Genomic DNA, 19,662 nt, shown 5'->3' with positions numbered 1-19,662 from the left:
GTAAAAATTGAAACTTTGTAATACATATTAAACTTACAAAAAAACTAGAATTTCACCCATTGACATTTTCTAATGCGAAAAGTATTATAAGTGTCAACGAATCAGAAAATTCAGTACCAAATAGTATCTCACTACATTCATGTAGCAAGAGATTTTTTTTCACTATCAATCCTTAGTAAATTTATACGATTTATATATATTGGGAAGAAGGAGATTCATTTGAAGAATTTATTTGTAAAAACAGAGCGACAACGATATTGGCTAGATCAGCTAGCTGCTTTAGCTGAGCCAATCAAGGCAGAGGCTGTTGAGGTAGATGAGCAATCTCGTTTTCCATTCGAAGCACATCGATTACTTTTACAAATTGGCTATCCTCAACTTACTTTACCGAAACAATATGGCGGAGAAGGGTTATCTGTCTATGATATGGTCCTCATACAAGAGACGCTAGCAAGCTATGACGAAAATGCCTCTCTTTCCCTTGGGTGGACATTAGGCGTTGTCGGTGAAATTTATGAAACTAAACTATGGACTGATGATCTATTAATAACTTTTGCTGAAGAAATAAAGAGAGGGGCCATGATTAATAGAGCTGTTAGTGAAGCGGCAACAGGTAGCCCAACACGAGGAGGGCGGCCAGGGACAAATGCCATTTCTACTAAAGGTGGCTGGCTAATAAATGGGCGCAAGATTTTTACGACTGCATCTCCGGTCCTCGATTATTTCCTTACCTCCGCCTGGATTGAAGAAAAGCAGCAAGTTGGTTTCTTCCTCATTCATAAGGATTCAGCAGGTCTATCCATTGAGGAGAATTGGGAGATGTCTGCAATGCGAGGCACAAGCAGCCACGACCTTGTGTTAAAAGATGTGCTTATTGCAACAGAGCATTTAGTAGAGTTACCAAGTCATCCGAGTGGTGGCAAGATAAATGGCTGGATACTCCATATCCCAGCAACTTACTTAGGCATTGCACAAGCAGCTCGTGATTATGCTATTCATTTTGCTAATCACCATCAACCGAATAGCCTGAATGCGCCAATTAGTACATTGCCAAACGTACAACAGCTTTTAGGGGATATTGAATTAAAGCTCCATCAAGCACGTTTTGTCTTATACGGAGTGGCTGAGGCTTACGATGATCCTGCTAGACGTGGACTAATAACAAATGAAATGGCCATTGCTAAACATACAGTAACAAACATGGCAATAGATATAGTCGATAAAGCGATGCGTGTAGTGGGGGCGAAAAGCTTGCAACTATCCAATCCATTACAACGTTATTACCGCAATGTTCGTGCAGGGCTTCATAATCCACCGATGGATGATATGACGATTATTAAATTAGCGACTGCCGCTATTGAACAGCAGAAATTATGGGAAAATCAATCATTAAATCACGTGAAAAATAAGGAGAAATGACATATGAAGAAGAATAAGATTTTTCAATTTGCAGCAATTGGTTTGGCTTCTATCGCATTATTAGCAGGTTGTAATTCAGGAGAGTCTGCAGATAAAGATTCGGGTGATGGCGAAAAGGTACGTACAGTAAAAGTAGCCTACGATCAAGCGTCAAAGCCTATTAGTTACATTGACGATAATGGAAATCCAACTGGTTATGATGTAGAAGTAATGAAATTAGTAGATGAATTGTTACCTGATTATCAATTTGAGTATGTAGGTACAACAAGTGATGATTTATTAATTGGTGTGGAGCAAGGGAAATATCAAGTAGGGGTTAAAAACGCATTCTTTACTCAGGAACGTACAGAGAAATTTATTTTCCCGAAGGAATTCTTAGGTTTAAGTAGCGCAGGTTTAGTTTTGCGTAAAGAAGATGAAGGCGTGAAAACATTAGCAGATTTTGCGAAAAAGGGCTATTCTTTAGCACCAATTGCTGCAAATAATGCTCAATATACAATTATCGATGAATATAATATGTCAAATCCAGATAATAAAGTAAAACTTAAGGCTGGTGACGCATTTACTGTTGATGTAGTGCAGTGGGTAAATGAAGGTCGTGTTGATGGTGGTGTCATGATTGAAGGACCATTTAAACAACAAGTACTTGCAGAAGATGGCCCATATTATAACCTAAAAGATGACGTTGTCTATAACGAATTTGCTGTTATAAAAACATGGCCACTGTTCAATAAAAAAGAGCAAGAATTTGCTGACGCTTATGATAAAGCAATAGCTCAGGTTAAAGAACAAAAGAAAACAAATGAATTAAGTACAAAATTCTATGGCCGTGATTTATTTGAAGTACTGGAAAACGTAAATCGTTAGTTTAAATCGGAACGAATAGTTAGGCTGTTGAGTCAGTAATGCTCAGCAGTCTTTATTCATAAAAACAAAAGTTGGTGAGGAAATGGATAAATATTTTGACGCAACCTACATTTGGAACGCAGTCCCAGTGTTATTGCCATTTTTAAAAATTACGTTCTTAGTTGCAGGGTCCTCCATTATCTTAGGTACCCTATTCGGCTTATTGCTGGCGGCAGCTAAGCTATCTTCAGTCAAGTGGCTAACTAAATTCGCCAATCTGTATACAACGATTATGCGTTGTACACCCTCCATTGTTTTGTTATTTCTTGTCTATTATGGCGTCCCAGCATTAGCAGAAAATGTTGGTCTTAATCTCCATTCAATTGAAACGGCCATATTTGTTGTTGTAACCTTCACCTTACAATTCGCGGCAATCATGTCTGAGGTGATACGGTCTGCCTACTTAGCCATTCCAAAAGGGCAGTTTGAAGCAGCCGTTAGTGTAGGGCTAACACCATTCCAAGCCTATCGTCGAATTATTTTTCCACAGGCACTGGTTGTTGCTTTACCAAACTTTGGAAATGGCATGATTGCTTTATTACAAGAAGGTGCACTCGCTTATACTATTGGTCTAATTGATATTGTAGGTAAGGCAAATCTAATTATAGCAAGTAACATCAATGCTCATGCCTTAGAAATTTATATTGCATTGGCTATTATTTATTGGGTGTTATCTATTATTATAGAAAAAATATTTACTATATTAGAAAAGGTATTTGGCAAGGGTAAGAAGACCCTAGAAACAACTTAAGGAGGCGTGAAGGTGAATTATCAATTTTTACTTGAAACATTTTTCGTAGCTTTGTCTGGTGTACCTATCGCGCTTCTAGTCACAGGTGTTGCTTTGGTGATAGCTTTGCCACTGGGGTTTTTGCTAGCACTAACTAGGATCAATAAAATTCCAGTTATCCATCACCTAGCGAAGATTTATGTTTCTTTTGTTCGAGGAACGCCGATTATAATACAAATTTTCATTATCTATAGCAGTATACCGTTAATGTTAAAAATTATTTTTGAAAAATATCATATTGCGTATGATATTTATAAAATCAATCCAATTTGGTATGCGTTTATTGTATTTGCATTCAGCTCAACAGCCATTTTAATTGAGGTCTTTCGATCGGCGTTAAGTACCATTGAAAAGGGGCAACTAGAGGCTGCACACTCAGTAGGTTTGTCAACATTCCAAGCATATACTCGCATCATCATTCCACAGGCATTAGTAGTGGCATTGCCGAATATTTGCACAGCTACTGTTAATCTCATTAAAGCTACATCGCTAGGCTACGCAATGTCGCTTCCGGAAATTACACTGAAGGCAAAAGTAGCGGCAAACGTTGGCTACAATTATGTAGAGGCCTATTTGGATATCTTTATTGTGTACTTAATTTTATGTAGTACGGTTGAATACTTGTTTAAGCGTTATGAAAAATATTTAAGCAAATACAAAATGGCAAATGTCTAAGGGGTGAACGAGCATGTTAGAAATTAAAAATATTCATAAATCATTTGGTGGCAATGAAATTTTAAAGGGTGTTGATTTAGCTATTGATAAAGGGGATGTTGTTGTTATTTTAGGCCCCAGTGGCTCAGGAAAAACAACATTATTACGTTGTATCAATTTTTTAGAGAAGGCTGATCAAGGCCATGCGACATTTGGTGATATTCAGGTTGATTTTCAACATGTAAAGAAAAAAGACGTGCATGCAATTCGCCAACGTGTCGCATTTGTCTTTCAAAACTATAATCTATTCACTAATAAAACGGCATTAGAGAATGTAACAGAAGGGTTAATCATTGGACGTAAAATTCCTAAAGCACAGGCTGTGGAAATTGGTAAAAAGGCACTTGATAAAGTAGGTTTATCAGACAAATATGATGCCTATCCGAGTCAGTTGTCAGGAGGTCAACAGCAACGTGTTGGTATTGCACGAGCTGTTGCTTTGAATCCTGATATTATTTTATTTGATGAACCAACGTCCGCACTTGACCCTGAATTGGTAGGTGAGGTTCTACAGGTCATGAAAAATATTGCAGCGGAGGGTACAACAATGCTTGTAGTAACACATGAAATGGGCTTTGCCAAAGATGTTGCCAATCGCGTAATTTTCATGGATGGAGGAGTGGTTGTAGAGGAAGGTAGCCCTCATGATATTTTCGTCAGCCCAAAAGAGGAGCGAACGAAGAAATTTTTAAAACGTGTCATTCCAGAAGACTATACGTTCTATATATAAAACAGCAATAGAACAGGAGAATCTGTTATTTACAGATTCTCCTGTTACCTATTATTGAAGGAAATACGTTAATTTATTAATGGAATAAATGTGCAGCTCATGCATAGCTCTCGTACACGCCGTATAGAAATAGTACCGTTCGCTTTCTCTTGAGTAATTAGCTGCAGATGCATTATAGATGATGACCGCATCAAATTCGATGCCTTTTGCCATATAAGCTGGAAGTAATAAAATACCCTTTTTAAACTGCTTTGTATGATGATTGATCAATTGAATATCTACTCGATTGTTTAATTGCTTGTAAACAGCAGAGCACTCGGCTGCAGTTTTACAGATGACAGCAATTGTTTCGAATTCAACAGATAAATGGTTGATGTTTTGAATAATTTGATCCATTAATTCCACTTCATTTGGCACAATAGTAATCGATGGTTCGGGGCCAGTTCGATTAAAAGCTTCTACTTCACTACCGTCATTTAAAATTTTGGAAGTGAGTTGTATGATTTGCTTTGTCGAACGATAGCTTTTTGTTAATATCATTTTTTCTGCCTGCTCACCATATAATGGAGTGTCCAGTAGAGAAGGATTACTAAAGGTATGTGGATGAATCGTTTGATGGCCATCACCTAAAATGGTCATACGTGCTTTTGGGAATAACTGCTGTAATACAGTAAGTTGGAATGGTGAATAATCCTGTGCTTCATCAATTAATACATGACGGATCATCCTATTGGTCTGTTGTCCTTCAATTTTGTCCTGTAAGTATAAAAATGGTGCAGCATCCTCATAGGCAATCAAACGCTTTGCTAAATTAGGGAGTGTTTGTAGACAAATGTCCTCCCAGTTGTCTGGCTTAAGGTGTTGTAAAACCTTGTTAATAGAACTATTCAAATCAAAGAGCTGTCGATATGTACCCAACATATGGACAAACTTTAACTGGTGAACGGAGTTACGTAATGGTTTAAAGTGTTTTTTGACAATTTGTCTTGCTAATTTATAGCGTTCTTGATCAAAATCATCAAATGAATTTTCAGTATAACGCCCCTCATATAAAAGTTCACTATATGATTTGGAGTAGTCTTCTTTATCTAATAGCTCAGTAGCTTCTTCTACCCACACCTTTGTACGCTCAGCCTTTTCCAATTTCGTTAGCCGTTGCAATAACCATTCTTTTACTAATTGTAGACGATCTGGTATCGACATAGTAGAAGGGAAAGAATAGAAGTATTCGGAAATCTCCTGTGCAGTAATAATACGTTCACCGCGAAAAACGATATTTTTAAATAACAAGCCTTTATCAGATAAATAACGAACATACTGATCCAGCAAATGTTTAAAAGTGAGGCTCGCTTTAAATGAAATGATGCTTAATTTTGTTTGATACTGAGCATCATCTTTTTCTATTAACAGATCTTCAAGTTGCTCATAAGGATATTCCAATTGAAACTGTTTACCTAATCGCTTTTCAGCATATTCTATAAACGTTAACTGCTGCATATTATCTTCACCTAAATCAGGTAAGACTGAATGAACATATTGATTAAAAAGTTGATTAGGTGTAATTAGCAATATTTGATCGGCTGTCATTTCATCACGATAACGGTAAAGAAGATAAGCTACCCGCTGTAAGGCTACAGCTGTTTTGCCACTACCTGCAACGCCTTCGACAATAAGATAGCGTGAATTTACATGGCGAATAATTTTATTTTGCTCTGCTTGGATTGTCGCAACAATACTACGAATATGCTCATTTGCATTTTGGGCAAGGATATCGAGCAATAGGTCATCACCAATTGTAAGGCCTGTATTAAACATGGATTGTAGTTGACCATTTTTAATGATAAATTGCCGTTTTAACAGCATTTCTCCATGAATTTCTTCACCTAATGTTTCGTAGGATGCATCACCAGGTGTGTAATCATAATACATACTCGATATAGGCGCTCGCCAATCAAAAATGACGATATTTTCATCCTGTTTATCTAATAATGTGGCTACACCGATATAAATTTTTAAAGGGTCTTGTTGCCCATCTTGTAAAAAGTCAATACGAGCAAAATAGGGTGACTGTTGTAAACGTTCATATACCTTTACATTACGAATTGCACGTTCCTGTGCAAGCTCTGAGTCAGATAAAAGCTCTGCCTGCTGCTTAATTGCAAAAAAGGTTTCGTCTACATCCTCAGCGGTATCTAGATTGACTCTCACATCGTTCCAAAAGGATTTCTTTAAGACAACAGCATTTTCTTTAAAGCCTTTTTCTTTATGCTCTAACTCTTTTATTTTATGAACAATAATGTTTAAAGAATCCTCAAGGTGATGCTTTTCTTCCAGCCATTCTTTTTGATTTTCCAACGTTTACTCACATTCCTCTCCATAGTTATTTGCTTCCTTTGACAGTAACCCTCACCTCAATAGATGGTGAGAAGAAGGTAATTGTGATGCTATTTTAATTGTTTGTCCAACCACCAATTAGAATATAGTGAAAGTATCCAAATGCAGGTGATATGGGGGGATTGAAGCAGGAAATTTATCATACATCTACTTCGGAAAGAAGTATAGTCTAGAAATTATTGTAAATTTATGATACAATAAATGTGTAAGGTAATAAGATATTGATATACAGAGACTGCTCTACAAAAAGGTGGAGCCGTCTTTTTTATATGTAATATTGCTTCATATTATGACTGATTATAATAAATTGTTATTAAAAATAAGTGAATGAAATGCTATAGAGACACTAAAGAATGTGGCATGTCATACGATATAGAAACTTGAAGGGAGGTGAAAAGAATGAAGGTAATCTTTACAGTGGGGTTGCCGGGTAGTGGAAAAAGTACATTTGTGAAACAGTTAGCTAAAAATGAAAATGCAATTGTCCTATCAAGCGACGCTATACGCCAGGAGTTATTTGGAGATTCAACGAAGCAAAAATCACGTATAGTCTTTCGTACGTTATATGAACGTCTTAATGATTTAGTGGCAAAAGGATTTTCTGTCATTGTGGATGCAACCAATATTGAACGAGAGCGCAGGATGTTTGCACTTCGTAAAATACCAAGTACAGTGCTAAAGGTATGTTATTACTTTGATACACCTTATTCAATCTGTGTAGCCAGAAACCAGCAAAGGAAAAGGCATGTACCATTAATCGTGATGGAAAAAATGAGAAAGCATTTAGAATTCCCAACACTAGGAGAAGGATTTAATGAATTGCATATTGTCCATGAATCAAGTCCCTATGATCTTTCTCGACAACAGTTTATTTCACTCATACAAGGCCACCCCACCTATGAAGAGCTTTTTCAAACACTTCAAGCAGTCCCACTTTTCAAAGAAATTTATCAATTCGATCAAGAAAATCCATTCCATCAATTTTTGCTATGTCAGCATACGTATTTTGTGTACGCGTATATCAATGAGTACTACTTAGAAAGCGATAAACTAGCTCTACAAATAGCTGCATTGTTTCATGATGTCGGTAAACCATTTTGTAAAAAATATAAACCTTTGCAACAGCGTTATGGTTATTTTGGACATGAAAATGTATCTGCTCAACTGGTTTGCCATTTTCTATTAGAGTTGGGCTTTGAAAAGGAACTTGTATTAAAGGTTGTTCATTTAGTGCAATATCATATGTTAATCCAGTATGGGGGAGATAGAGGGGGAAGCCAAATTTATCATTTATTAGACGGTGATTTATTAACAAGGCTTTATTTTTTCCGTGAGGCAGATCAATTTGCCAAATAGACATTAGGAAAGGGAGGTGAAAATATGACGAAATTCATGAAATACCCAAGAAGTTTTCATTTACCGTGGAGCAGAGGCTACACCGATGATGATAAAGTTGCTAGAAATGTGAATCATTTTATTGGAAAAGAGGTTGTTGTCACTGAAAAGTTAGATGGAGAAGGGACAACACTTTACAGAGACTATATGCATGCTAGAAGTATTCATTCAGCCAACCATCCTACAAGACATTGGGTAAAAACATTTCACGCGAATTTTGCGTATCGGATTCCAAAGGACTGGCGCTTATGTGGTGAAAATGTTTATGCCAAGCATTCTATTTATTATCAAGGATTAACAAGCTATTTCTACTTGTTTAGTATTTGGAACGAAGAAAATATTTGTTTGAGCTGGGATGAAACCGTTGCCTTTGCTGCAGAGTTAGGTATAGAAACAGTGCCTGTTTTATACCGAGGAATTTTTGACGAAGAACAGATAAAACGTACATTCACTGGAAAATCATTCTTTGAAGGGGAACAAGAGGGGTATGTCATTAGAAATACTAGCTCATTCCATTACGAAGATTTCCGCTATAATTTAGGAAAGTTTGTGAGACCGAAACATGTTCAAACAAGTGAGCATTGGCTAAGAGAAGAAATTATTCCAAATAAATTAAAATCCTAACCAATTAAGAAAAGAAGGGACTGAGCACAATGTAATACTATAGCAAGCATTCAACAATCATCTATTACGAGGTAGGTGCATGGAGTGCATATCCCTTTCCAATGGGACTACGGGTTCGATTCCTGTTATCCTCGCCATAAAAAAATGAACTCTCTTCTTGAGGACGAGAGTTCATTTTTGTTTGTTTATTTAGTGTAATTATCGAAGTAGCCTTGAATGTAAATCATTGGTGTTCCTTTGTCACCCGAACCAGATGTAAGGTCAGATAAGGAACCGATAAGGTCTGTTAATCGACGAGGCGTTGTTCCTTGTGCAGCCATTTGACCTGTTAAATCTTCATCTTTATTTTGAATGTATTCAGAAATAGCAGCCTTTAGTTCTTCACCTCGAAGGTCTGCAAAATCATTGTCCGCTAAATATTTCAATTTAACCTCGTTCGGTGTTCCATGTAATCCAGCGGTAAATGCCGGGGATACAACAGGATCTGCAAGCTCCCAAATTTTACCCACAGGATCTTTGAATGCGCCGTCACCATAAATCATAACTTCTACTGTTTTTCCTGTAGCTTCTTTAATTTTTGCTTGGATTCCATCAACAATTGGTTGGCAAGTATGTGGGAATAATTTAACACTATCCTCTGTTGCTTTGTTCGAGCCAAGTAGACCGTACTCAGCATTGAAACCAGAGCCATTAATTGATTCAGCTAAAATATTATCAAGGCTGTAAACCTTTTCAGCACCGTTCGCTGTTAGAATACGTTTTGTGCGGAAGCGTGAATGAATATCACACGTTAAGATACTCTTTGTGTAATTTAAAATTGTTTTTGGATTATTTGAGAAGATGACCTCACACGTAGCCCCTTCTGCTTCAATTAACTCTTTATAGTATTCAATATAATCTACACCAGTAAATGTGTGTTTTTTATAGCCAAAATGCTCGCGGAATTCAACCTCATTGAGTGTATCCGTCCATGGGTTAATGCCTTTTACATCGAGCTCATCAATATCTACAAGGTGATTACCCACTTCATCAGATGGGTAGCTTAGCATTAATACTACCTTTTTTACACCTTTAGCAATGCCTCGTAAACAATTGGCGAAGCGGTTTCGACTTAATATGGGGAAAATAACCCCTACCGTATCATCACCAAACTTAGCCGCTACATCTATGGCAATATCATCAATCGTAGCATAGTTTCCTTGTGCACGTGCCACGACAGATTCAGTTACTGTCACAATATCACGATCCTCGATTGCATATCCTTCAATATGTGCTGCATTTAACACTGTATCTACAACAATTTGTTCAATATTATCGCCTTCATTAATAATAGGACCACGAAGACCTCTTACAACTGTACCGATTACACGTTCCAATTTAATCTCTCCTCATTCTATCTAGCGTAAAGTGATATAAAATCCATATGATTTTACTATAAGGCTCGTTAATGATATAAGTAAAATTAATAGTTCATATAATAGCTATAAGAGGTGCTTATATGATAGGGAAATTAGATTTATATCGTGTTTTTAGTGTTGTAGCAAAAAATAATAGCTTTTCTAGTGCAGCAAAAGATTTATATATGACACAGCCAGCTGTTAGTCAGGCAATGATGCAATTAGAAAATGAGCTTGGCACACGTCTTTTTAATCGAACACCTAAAGGTGTGACATTAACAACAGAAGGCAGCCTACTTTTTGAATATACTAATTCTGCCTTAGGACTTTTAGATGCTGGTGAAGAAAAGTTACTTGAATTCAAAAATTTAACAACAGGGCAATTAAAAATAGGGGTAGGAGATACGATCTCACGTTTCTTTTTAATGCCTTATTTAGAAGCATTCCATACAATGTATCCGAATATTAAATTGCAAATGCTAAATGGAACAACCTCTGAAATTTGTAATTTTATTAAATCAGGTGAAGTAGATATAGGATTTTGTAATTTTCCAATAGAAGATTCAACATTACAGTTAACGGTATGTACAGATATTCAGGATATTTTTGTCTGTGGGGAAAAATATAAAACACTTTCATCTAAAAGTTTAAGCTATGAGGATCTTTTAAAATTTCCTCTTATCTTTCTAGAGAAAAAATCGAATTCAAGGAAGTATGTGGAAGATTATCTTTTTACAAGAGGCGTTCACATAGAGCCAGAGTTTGAGCTAGGCTCACATGATTTGGTACTCGAGTTTGCGCGTAGTAACCTTGGCATTGCATGTGTAACAAAGGAATTTTCAAAGGACTATCTTCAACGAGGTCTTCTTTATGAATTAACTTTAATGGAAAGTATTCCTACGAGAAGCATTGGTATGTGTTATTTGCAGTCAGTACCTCTTTCTAGAGCTGCAATGAAATTTGTTGAAATCATCGAAAATAAACATTTTAATACGAGAAGAACCATAAAAAGAGCTTAGCGACGAGATAAGGCCGCTATGCTTTTTTTATTAAGATATCAATCAGTATGTCGACATTGCGTTTATTTTTCATGGTTGGTGAGCAAAGATAAGAAAATGTTCGCATAAAATGCTGTCCTTCAAGGGGCAGAATAGTCATATCCCCATTTTTTAATTCACGTTCTATCACACAGGCAGACAATAAGGAAAGACCAAGTCCCTGCATAACGCTCTCCTTCACGCCCTGATTACTGCTAATAGTCAAAAGCGATTGAATCTGTAAACCATTTGCTCTGAATAAATGATCCAGATAATAACGTGTTCCAGAGCCTTCTTCACGCGCAACCCAGCTTTGTTGCTGGAGTTTATCAGCAGTCAGAGATTGTTGCTTTGTAAGAGGATGATTACTGTCGCTAACAATAAATAACTCATCTTGCATAAATGGCTTAATGACTAGTTCATTATCATGAGCCTGTCCTTCAATTAGACCAATATCGACTTGCAGTAATTTTGTATATTGAATGATTTCTTTTGTATTGCCAATAATAATTTGAAGTTCAAGTTGTGGGAATTGTTGCTGTAAGCTTGCAATGATTGGAGGTAATATATATTCGCCAATTGTAAAGCTTGCCCCAATGACTAGCGTACCTTGTACTTCTTGGTGATAGGCAGCGATATCTTCTTTTGCAGCTTCAGCTATCGCCATGATTTGCTTTGCTCGTTTATAAAGAATTTCACCAGTTGGTGTAATTTGCACCGATTTTGGGGAGCGAATAAATAAGGTTGTTTGTAATTCTTGCTCTAGATTCTTAATGTGTAAGCTAACACTTGGTTGTGAAATATGAAGTATTTCAGAGGTCTTTGTAAAATTATTGATCTCAACCAGTGTGATAAATGTTTTTAAAGCATCCAATTGCATATCTTCACCTCTATTATTAGAAATATTAATAATAATGATTATATATATGTATTTTACTAATAGTGCACTCTTTATTAAAGTAATAATCAACAAGGGAGAAAGAAGTGAACATCATGGTTAATAGACAACATAAATTAAAATCCACCCTTAATCCAAATTTCTTGAAGGGGATATTATTAACGCTTCTTATTGCTTTAGTAGCGAAATATATTGCCACATTTCCTTTCCTATCAATATTGGGACAGTTGGTTATTGCCATTATATTAGGGATGACCTGGCGAGCAGCATTTAAAGTACAAGATTCTTGGCAAGTAGGTATTTCATTTTCTAGCAAGAAGCTATTACGCTTTGGTATTATTTTATTGGGTATGCGCTTAAATTTGGCAGATATTTATCATGCGGGAGCTAACGTTTTTTTTATTGCAGTCATTAATTTGCTATTTGCATTAATTGTTGTGTACGGCCTAACAAAAATATTTAAAGTCGAACAAAAGCTAGGGATATTAACAGCTTGCGGGACTGCCATTTGCGGAGCTGCTGCAGTAGTGGCAATTGCACCTCAAATTAAAGCAAATGAAAAGGAAACGGCGGTAGGGGCAGCGATTGTTGCGTTATTGGGGACTATATTTACACTTATTTATACGGTACTCTATTCCATCATCGATTTAACACCTACTGCGTATGGTATTTTCGCAGGGGGGACATTACATGAAATTGCTCATGTAATTGCAGCTGCATCAGCTGGTGGAAATGAAGCAATTGATATAGCCGTCATTGTGAAATTAACACGTGTGGCCCTGCTCGTACCTGTAGCGATTGTTATTGGTATTTTCTATCGAAGAATGGACAAAAGTGAAGAGAAAAAAGCATTTTCTTTATCCATCATACCGTGGTTTATTTTAGGATTTTTAGCGATGAGTGCTATAAACTCCTTAGGGATTATACCAGCGAATGTATCGCAAGTATTAGTAGATACTGCTTATATCTTAATTGCTATGGCAATGGCAGGTCTAGGACTAAATGTTGAGATGAAAACGTTTAAGGAGCTAGGTGTAAAGGCATTTATTGCAGGTTTAATTGGCTCAGTCTGTCTATCCGTGCTGGGCTATATACTAGTCATTCTTTTATATTGATTTAATCAGTGTTTGTTATACCAAGAAAAAAGACCCTGCATGATCGTTCAACATGCAGGGCTTTTTAGATAGAATCAGAAGATAATGTATAAGTAATTTAATCGTCGTTTACTAATTTAAAGCTTCTATAGAAGAAGCTAATTCCGCCACCACTATTTTGCTGCCGATAATTGGACTGTCAGCCTTTTCTCCCTCAGAACCCGAATTTGGGCGTTGATGGGCTGCAGCAAATGCATCGCTATTACGCCATGCTTGGAAATGCTCCTTAGATTCCCAATACATATTAACACTCATTTCGTCATAAGTAGGATCATCAGTTGAAATTAATACCTCTACTTTATGAAAGCCTTCAAACTGTTGCAGAGGACCTGGCTTTGTAAAATTTGGTGCCATTCTCGCAGCAAAACCGGGTTTTACTTGAATACGATTAGTTACAATAATCATGCTTTTACCCCCCTTAATTTCATTTACTAGGTTTTTGAATGAATTATCAGTGATTATCATTCGCACTCAATGATAAGTGGCTGAGGAAGACATTGTCAATAGATGTCCTCTATATAATCTGTGCTAGTAGTTAATGGGTAATGGATAGGCTGACATTTAACTGACATAATCCAGTGCTATAATGAACATAAGAGTGAACTAGTAGCGAGGTGATTGACTTTGGCAAACATTCTAGTAATAGAGGATGAATATCCAATAAGCCAGGTTTTAAAGGTGTATTTACAAAAAGTGGGTTATAGTGTGACACAATGTTTCAATGGTGGTCAAGCCTTGGTCATGTTTCGTGAAACACAGCCAGATCTAGTGTTGCTAGATATTATGTTGCCAGAAAAAAATGGTTGGACCATTTTAAAAGAAATAAGAGAACGAAGTACTTGCCCAGTTATCATGTTAACAGCATTAGGTGAGGTTAATTACCGTCTAAAGGGGTTTGATCATGGGGCAGATGATTATATTGTCAAGCCTTTTATCGCAGATGAAGTTGTTGCAAGAGTGAGGGCTGTTTTAAGACGTGCTATAGGTAGTCCTGAGTCAGCTACTAGTAAGCAGTATGGATCTCTAGTGATTGATTGTAAAGCGCATAAAGTGTGTTTGCATGGAGAAGAGATTGTATTAACGCCAAGAGATTTATCAGTGCTCATGTTTTTAGCTGATCACCCTAATCAAACATTTACCCGTGATCAGCTTATAGATCAAGTTTGGGGATGGGAGTATGAGGGTAGTGATCGTGCTGTAGATTTAGCTATAAAGAGGCTTAGGAAGGCTTTAAAAGAATGGGATGAGGCGGAAGGAGAAATAAAGACACTACGTGGATTGGGGTATCAGCTAAGTGTTCAAAAAAAATAAGCGAATATCCTTACTTCAATATTGGACGAGCCGATATTTACTGACACTCTTTATAGGCTTAGCTATTGTATCTTTGATCTCAGCAACGTGGATTCGTCATACAACATTTGAAAACCGATTAGAATTAATGGAGTTTTTAGCAGACGAGACGGTCTATCGTTTAACGGATACAACAAATCCTAATAATGGACCTATAAATGGTATTCCAGGTTTCATAGGGGATCGTCAGCGTTTTAATATGAAAGAGATCGATCCGATTTTGTATGTTGTAGATACAGAGGGAAATATACTGACAAGCAACCGTCCAGTACCGCCTGATAGTGCCAAAAATGTAGCTGACTTGTTGGATGGAAAAGAAGGTACTAAGGAAATAAAGGATGGACTTGAACCTGAATATGTAGTGAAAAGAAAGATAGAAAATAATCATGAGTTATTGGGTTGGGCCCTGGTGATGGAGAAGAAGGAGAATTTAACAAGAGTTAATCAAGCATATGGACAGCTTGCCATATTAATTGGAGCATTAGCATTATTAGGATGGATCGCTATTTACTTTCTGTCAAAGCGCTTGGCCCATCCCATTAAACAAGTAGCAGAGGCTGCCAAGCATGTACAAGAAGGCAATTATGCAATTGATTTGCCTCAAGATAGTAAGGAAGAGGAGGTCTATGAGCTTGTTTCCTCCTTTAAAAATATGGCAAATAAATTAGAACAGCTGGAGAAAACTCGAACGGAATTACTAGCAGGTGTCACCCATGAATTGAAAACACCTGTCACCTCTATAAGTGGTTTATTACAGGCTGTAAGAGATGGTGTTGTAACGGGACAGGATGCTATGGAATTCATTGAAATGGCTATGGTCGAAACGACAAAAATGAAAACAATGGTTGGTGACTTACTTGCCTTTAACCATTTTGCTGTCGATGCTATCCCTGTGCAGATAGAGTCAGTTGATGTTAATCAGCTACTACGAGAGGCGGTGGCACAGTGGGAAGTAATACAGGAAGATGAACATGTAAAAGTTCATTTACATTTGTTGGAACACCCTGCATTGGTACAGGTAGATATTGTTCGTATCCAACAAATCATTACAAACCTATTAACCAATGCTAAACAGGCGATGGACAAAGGAACAATAACCTTGACGGTGATAGATCAAGCGGAGACTCTGTCAGTGTTGGTGAAGGACACAGGACAAGGAATCCCTCTAGAGGATCAGGCATTTATTTTTGAGCGCTTTTATAGAGGAGAAAATAAAAAATATACTGTTCGCGGCTTGGGTTTAGGATTACCACTTAGTAAAATGATGGCCCAATCCGTAGGGGGCGATTTGCGATTAATTGAAAGCAATCCCTCTGGAACACATTTTGAATTAGTATTGCAAAAGGCTACTGCGCTATAAGAGCGCAGTAGCCTTTTTATGTTGTTTTAATCCGTCTCCCAGAAAACTGCTTTGTATTGTAAAAGAGAGTTGAAGAATTTGTAAAGCTGACATCTGCCTGACATAAAAGCCCTTTATAGTAAACGATGTAGACGGGAAATGAACATAGGGACGAGCATCATTGAAGGTTTGTCAGTCTGACACTAATACAAGTAGGGAGAGTGATGAGATGCCAATAATTACTTCATTTAATCCAAATGGTCGCCAAGAAATAAAACAAGCGATCTCCTATCCAGATTATGCATTATTAAAAGCCAAGCTTCAGCATGTTATGCAGCGAGATCAACATGCTGGCTTAGACGGTAAATATTTGATTCGTAGTACGTACTTCGATAATTTTGCCAATAAAGTGTTAAATGAGAAAAAAGAGGGCTTTATTAATCGAGATAAATATCGAGTACGCATATACTGCAAATCGAGTGATGTTATTAATCTTGAGCGGAAGAGTAAACGTAACAATGTAACCTTTAAAACAAAATGTTCAATATCTCAAGCTGAGTATGAAAAACTACGTATTGGCGAGATAGCCTGGATGGAGAATGATGATCGAGCGCTAATTCGAGATTTATATCTCGAGATGAATTACAACCAGTTGCGACCTACTACGGTAGTGGATTACGAACGAGAAGCCTATGTCTATCCGTTTGGCAATGTGCGTGTGACATTTGATAGTAAGGTGCAATCGAGTCTACGCAACACTGATATGTTTAATCAAAACTTGCCTATGGTCGATGTGCTGGAGCCGAATCTTGTAATTTTAGAGGTAAAGTACGATGAGTATCTACCAGACATCATCAAGTATTTACTACAGTCAGTAGATACTCGTGCTGAGGCCTATTCAAAATATCAACTTAGTCGTATGTACGGCTAATAATAAAGGAGAATGAACAATGGATACAATTAAATTTAGTGATATTTTTAAATCCAACTTTTTAGAAAAAACAACCTCATTTTCATTAATCGATTCAATTATTGGTTTAGTAGTCGCGTTTTTTATTGGGCTTTTCATTTATGCTGTTTATAAGAAGACCTTTAATGGAGTCATTTACTCCCATTCATTCAATATCTCACTACTTATAATGACAATGGCAACAGCACTAGTGATTATGGGAATCAGTTCAAATGTTCTGCTGTCACTTGGTATGGTTGGTGCTTTATCTATTGTACGTTTCCGTACACCTATTAAGGATCCAATGGATTTAGTCTATATTTTCTGGGCAATTGTTTCAGGTATTTTATGTGGTGCTGGCTTTATTCCATTAGTCATTATTGGTGCTGTTTTAATCGGACTTGTATTGCTCATATTCGTTAATAAAATAACGGTAGAAAATCCGTATTTACTGATTGTAAAGTTTGAAGAAGAGTTGGCTAATGCTGAAATTGAGCGAATTATTGCTGCGCAAACAAAAAAATTCGCTCTCAAATCGAAATCCATTATGCAACAGAATGAAATCGAAACAACTTATGAAATTCGTGTAAAACAAAATGATGCAAAACTGATGGATGAACTAACAAAGGTAGCTGGTGTAAAATCAGCCATTATGCTGAGCTATGATGGGAATTTCACAGCGTAATGACCTCAATAATAAATAGAACTACGTTGAGAGGTGACGGCTATGATTAAAACCCGAATTGTCTATCTGTGCATGGCAATTTTACTCCTTCACTTTGTCGTGATATATGCTGTACTTCCGAATGTAGGCATTGAAACGAAAAAATCTGAGTTCTCATATGAGAATATAGTGTTTAATAGCAATAAAGTAACCACTGTAGATATCGAGATAGCTGAGGAAGATTGGGCAGATCTGCTGGAAAATGCTTCTGCTGAAGAATTAAAACAAGCAGATATTACAGTAAATGGAAAGAAAATTGAGAATGTTGCTATTCGTACTAAGGGCAATCTATCATTACGATCGGTTGTCAATAGTGACTCAGATCGCTATAGCTTAAAAATTGATTTTGATTATTATGATGATACACAAAGCTTATATGGCTTAAAAAAATTAAATTTAAACAATAATTATAGTGACTCTACATTAATGAGAGAGTATATCTCTTATGAATTGATGGAGCAAATGGGTTTACCAACACCGGCACACTCCTATATGTATGTGACAGTGAATGGTGAGGAGCGGGGTTTGTTTTTAGGGGTAGAAGCTGTGGATGAGACATTCCTGGCTAATTATTACGGCTCTAATGATGGCTTTTTATTTAAGCCAGATGGGATAGGCAGCGATTTAAAATATATTAGCGACGATATCGAAGACTATACAGGCATTGGATTAAAAACTAATGAAGGTAATATTGAACAATCAAAGTTTGTTGAAATGCTAGATGCTATTAATAATGGCGGAAACATAGAAAAGTATATCGATGTCGATGAAATGTTACGTTATTTTGCTGTCAACACAGCACTTGTGAATTTAGATAGTTATCAAGGGAATATGAAACATAACTATTATTTATATGAACAGAACGGTGTATTTTCTATTATTCCTTGGGATTACAACATGTCCTTTGGTGGCTTTGGGGCTGGAGGTGGTAGAATAGCAGGAGGAAACAGCGGAAATCAAGCTGACGCTACTACTAATAAGGAAAAACCAGTGGCACAAAACAATGGACAACCCGATCAAACTGTTGATGGGGATAAGCAACAACGAGATGGCGGCTTTGATATGGGAATGGGCATGTCGGGCAATTTATTAAATGATAGTGCTATTAATTTTAGTGTAACAACCCCTGTTTCCGGCACAACATTAGAGGAGCGGCCACTCCTAAATGCATTGCTTGCTAATGAAGAATACCGTGCCAAATATGAAGAGTATCTAGAAGAGCTAGCGTCCACTTATTTAACAGAAGATTATGTGCAAACTATTACTAAAAAGTTAGCTGTGCTATTAACTACTTATGTGGAGGCAGATCCAACCAAGTTCTCTACTACGGAGCAATTTTTAGAAGCAGTTGAAGGTGAAAATAGCTTGCCGGAATTTGCCAAAAGGCGCTCGGAATCTATATTAAAGCAACTGTCTGGGGAGCTTGTAGTGGAAGCATCTACGTCTTCTCAGGGCAATATGGGTATGCCAATGCCAAGTGAAAATGGTGAAATGAATTCGATGCCAGATGAATTTGATCCAAGTCAGCTACCAGAGGACTTTGACCCATCAAAGAGTCCACCTTTTAATAGAGAGGGTGGAGGTCCGAGAGATGGACAAAATGGAGAACAAATGCAACCTCCTGATGGAAATGGAGCCCCAATGGGAATGCCTGGTGCGAATAGTGAAGCTGCAAATCACGGGCCTGTTATTGATAAAAATACAGTGTTTACAGCCATTACATGTCTAGTGCTACTCCTTCTTGCACTTCTCTTTGTTGTTAAATTTAAACGTAGAGGTCGTTAGAAAATAACCATATCCAATATCTTTGGGTATGGTTTTTGCTTTTTATCTGTTAAAATA

Annotated in this window: 18 protein-coding genes; 14 read left to right on the top strand and 4 right to left on the bottom strand. The window is 37.0% G+C overall.

Features of this window, described 5'->3' with window-relative positions:
• The first annotated feature begins 219 nt into the window (after positions 1-219).
• The 5 genes from HCH28_RS17540 (at position 220) to HCH28_RS17520 (ending at position 4,559) form a co-directional block, all read left to right on the top strand.
• Positions 220-1,419: an acyl-CoA dehydrogenase family protein gene (locus HCH28_RS17540; protein ID WP_221682413.1), complete on the top strand. Its 1,200-nt coding sequence runs from the start codon at positions 220-222 to the stop codon at positions 1,417-1,419.
• Between the two features lie 3 nt (positions 1,420-1,422).
• Complete coding sequence (locus tag HCH28_RS17535; protein ID WP_221682412.1) at positions 1,423-2,286, top strand: transporter substrate-binding domain-containing protein; 864 nt, start codon at positions 1,423-1,425, stop codon at positions 2,284-2,286.
• An 82-nt stretch (positions 2,287-2,368) separates the two neighbouring features.
• Positions 2,369-3,076 (top strand): amino acid ABC transporter permease, encoded by a 708-nt coding sequence (locus HCH28_RS17530; protein WP_221682411.1) that lies wholly within the window; start codon positions 2,369-2,371, stop codon positions 3,074-3,076.
• Positions 3,077-3,088: 12 nt separating this feature from the next.
• Positions 3,089-3,790, top strand: coding sequence for an amino acid ABC transporter permease (locus HCH28_RS17525; RefSeq protein ID WP_221682410.1), 702 nt, complete (start codon positions 3,089-3,091; stop codon positions 3,788-3,790).
• Positions 3,791-3,803: 13 nt separating this feature from the next.
• Positions 3,804-4,559, top strand: coding sequence for an amino acid ABC transporter ATP-binding protein (locus HCH28_RS17520; protein WP_048395482.1), 756 nt, complete (start codon positions 3,804-3,806; stop codon positions 4,557-4,559).
• A 51-nt stretch (positions 4,560-4,610) separates the two neighbouring features.
• Here HCH28_RS17520 and helD read toward each other — a convergent pair whose 3' ends face one another.
• Positions 4,611-6,914 carry an RNA polymerase recycling motor HelD gene (gene helD, locus HCH28_RS17515; protein ID WP_221682409.1) on the bottom strand — a complete coding sequence of 768 codons (2,304 nt, stop codon included), beginning with the start codon at positions 6,912-6,914 and terminating at the stop codon, positions 4,611-4,613.
• A gap of 438 nt (positions 6,915-7,352) precedes the next feature.
• Here helD and HCH28_RS17510 point away from each other — a divergent pair, with 438 nt between their 5' ends.
• Together HCH28_RS17510 and HCH28_RS17505 are read left to right on the top strand one after the other, a co-directional pair.
• The gene (locus HCH28_RS17510; protein ID WP_221682408.1) at positions 7,353-8,309 is read left to right on the top strand and encodes an AAA family ATPase; all 957 of its coding nucleotides are present in this window, start codon (positions 7,353-7,355) and stop codon (positions 8,307-8,309) included.
• 24 nt (positions 8,310-8,333) lie between these two features.
• Positions 8,334-8,972: an RNA ligase family protein gene (locus HCH28_RS17505; RefSeq protein ID WP_221682407.1), complete on the top strand. Its 639-nt coding sequence runs from the start codon at positions 8,334-8,336 to the stop codon at positions 8,970-8,972.
• A gap of 185 nt (positions 8,973-9,157) precedes the next feature.
• Here the strand turns inward: HCH28_RS17505 and HCH28_RS17500 are convergent, their stop codons facing one another.
• Positions 9,158-10,348 carry a coenzyme F420-0:L-glutamate ligase gene (locus tag HCH28_RS17500; RefSeq protein ID WP_004233524.1) on the bottom strand — a complete coding sequence of 397 codons (1,191 nt, stop codon included), beginning with the start codon at positions 10,346-10,348 and terminating at the stop codon, positions 9,158-9,160.
• A gap of 122 nt (positions 10,349-10,470) precedes the next feature.
• On the opposite strand from HCH28_RS17500, the gene HCH28_RS17495 reads away from it, so the two are divergent.
• Positions 10,471-11,388: a LysR family transcriptional regulator gene (locus HCH28_RS17495; RefSeq protein WP_221682406.1), complete on the top strand. Its 918-nt coding sequence runs from the start codon at positions 10,471-10,473 to the stop codon at positions 11,386-11,388.
• A 16-nt stretch (positions 11,389-11,404) separates the two neighbouring features.
• On the opposite strand, the gene HCH28_RS17490 is transcribed toward HCH28_RS17495, so the two are convergent.
• Positions 11,405-12,286, bottom strand: a complete 882-nt coding sequence (locus HCH28_RS17490) for a LysR family transcriptional regulator (RefSeq protein WP_221682405.1) — start codon at positions 12,284-12,286, stop codon at positions 11,405-11,407.
• Positions 12,287-12,399: 113 nt separating this feature from the next.
• Here HCH28_RS17490 and HCH28_RS17485 point away from each other — a divergent pair, with 113 nt between their 5' ends.
• Complete coding sequence (locus tag HCH28_RS17485; RefSeq protein ID WP_221682404.1) at positions 12,400-13,419, top strand: YeiH family protein; 1,020 nt, start codon at positions 12,400-12,402, stop codon at positions 13,417-13,419.
• A gap of 111 nt (positions 13,420-13,530) precedes the next feature.
• On the opposite strand, the gene HCH28_RS17480 is transcribed toward HCH28_RS17485, so the two are convergent.
• Positions 13,531-13,863 carry a heme oxygenase gene (locus tag HCH28_RS17480; RefSeq protein ID WP_048395499.1) on the bottom strand — a complete coding sequence of 111 codons (333 nt, stop codon included), beginning with the start codon at positions 13,861-13,863 and terminating at the stop codon, positions 13,531-13,533.
• A 219-nt stretch (positions 13,864-14,082) separates the two neighbouring features.
• On the opposite strand from HCH28_RS17480, the gene HCH28_RS17475 reads away from it, so the two are divergent.
• From HCH28_RS17475 to HCH28_RS17455, 5 genes are all read left to right on the top strand, one after another.
• On the top strand, positions 14,083-14,769 hold the full coding sequence (locus HCH28_RS17475) for a response regulator transcription factor (RefSeq protein ID WP_221682403.1): 687 nt from the start codon (positions 14,083-14,085) through the stop codon (positions 14,767-14,769).
• Complete coding sequence (locus HCH28_RS17470; protein ID WP_221682402.1) at positions 14,753-16,168, top strand: sensor histidine kinase; 1,416 nt, start codon at positions 14,753-14,755, stop codon at positions 16,166-16,168. The genes HCH28_RS17475 and HCH28_RS17470 overlap by 17 nt, the downstream gene beginning before the upstream one ends.
• A gap of 208 nt (positions 16,169-16,376) precedes the next feature.
• Positions 16,377-17,078: a polyphosphate polymerase domain-containing protein gene (locus tag HCH28_RS17465; protein ID WP_221682401.1), complete on the top strand. Its 702-nt coding sequence runs from the start codon at positions 16,377-16,379 to the stop codon at positions 17,076-17,078.
• A 19-nt stretch (positions 17,079-17,097) separates the two neighbouring features.
• Positions 17,098-17,781 (top strand): DUF4956 domain-containing protein, encoded by a 684-nt coding sequence (locus HCH28_RS17460; protein ID WP_131521792.1) that lies wholly within the window; start codon positions 17,098-17,100, stop codon positions 17,779-17,781.
• Positions 17,782-17,823: 42 nt separating this feature from the next.
• The gene (locus tag HCH28_RS17455) at positions 17,824-19,605 is read left to right on the top strand and encodes a CotH kinase family protein (protein ID WP_221682400.1); all 1,782 of its coding nucleotides are present in this window, start codon (positions 17,824-17,826) and stop codon (positions 19,603-19,605) included.
• Positions 19,606-19,662 lie beyond the last annotated feature (57 nt).

This window comes from Lysinibacillus sp. K60, assembly GCF_019731275.1.
GTDB classification, from domain to species: domain Bacteria; phylum Bacillota; class Bacilli; order Bacillales_A; family Planococcaceae; genus Lysinibacillus; species Lysinibacillus capsici.
The sequence above is the reverse complement of the archived record's forward strand: the minus strand, read 5'-3'. Positions and strand labels throughout refer to the sequence as shown.

What these genes read in the sequence shown, in the direction of transcription:
- HCH28_RS17535 (WP_221682412.1), top strand. Translation starts at nt 1,423, where the DNA reads ATGAAGAAGAATAAGATTTTTCAATTTGCAGCAATTGGTTTGGCTTCT.
- HCH28_RS17530 (WP_221682411.1), top strand. Translation starts at nt 2,369, where the DNA reads ATGGATAAATATTTTGACGCAACCTACATTTGGAACGCAGTCCCAGTG.
- HCH28_RS17520 (WP_048395482.1), top strand. Translation starts at nt 3,804, where the DNA reads ATGTTAGAAATTAAAAATATTCATAAATCATTTGGTGGCAATGAAATT.
- HCH28_RS17510 (WP_221682408.1), top strand. Translation starts at nt 7,353, where the DNA reads ATGAAGGTAATCTTTACAGTGGGGTTGCCGGGTAGTGGAAAAAGTACA.
- HCH28_RS17505 (WP_221682407.1), top strand. Translation starts at nt 8,334, where the DNA reads ATGACGAAATTCATGAAATACCCAAGAAGTTTTCATTTACCGTGGAGC.
- HCH28_RS17495 (WP_221682406.1), top strand. Translation starts at nt 10,471, where the DNA reads ATGATAGGGAAATTAGATTTATATCGTGTTTTTAGTGTTGTAGCAAAA.
- HCH28_RS17490 (WP_221682405.1), bottom strand. Translation starts at nt 12,286, where the DNA reads ATGCAATTGGATGCTTTAAAAACATTTATCACACTGGTTGAGATCAAT.
- HCH28_RS17485 (WP_221682404.1), top strand. Translation starts at nt 12,400, where the DNA reads ATGGTTAATAGACAACATAAATTAAAATCCACCCTTAATCCAAATTTC.
- HCH28_RS17480 (WP_048395499.1), bottom strand. Translation starts at nt 13,863, where the DNA reads ATGATTATTGTAACTAATCGTATTCAAGTAAAACCCGGTTTTGCTGCG.
- HCH28_RS17465 (WP_221682401.1), top strand. Translation starts at nt 16,377, where the DNA reads ATGCCAATAATTACTTCATTTAATCCAAATGGTCGCCAAGAAATAAAA.
- HCH28_RS17460 (WP_131521792.1), top strand. Translation starts at nt 17,098, where the DNA reads ATGGATACAATTAAATTTAGTGATATTTTTAAATCCAACTTTTTAGAA.
- HCH28_RS17455 (WP_221682400.1), top strand. Translation starts at nt 17,824, where the DNA reads ATGATTAAAACCCGAATTGTCTATCTGTGCATGGCAATTTTACTCCTT.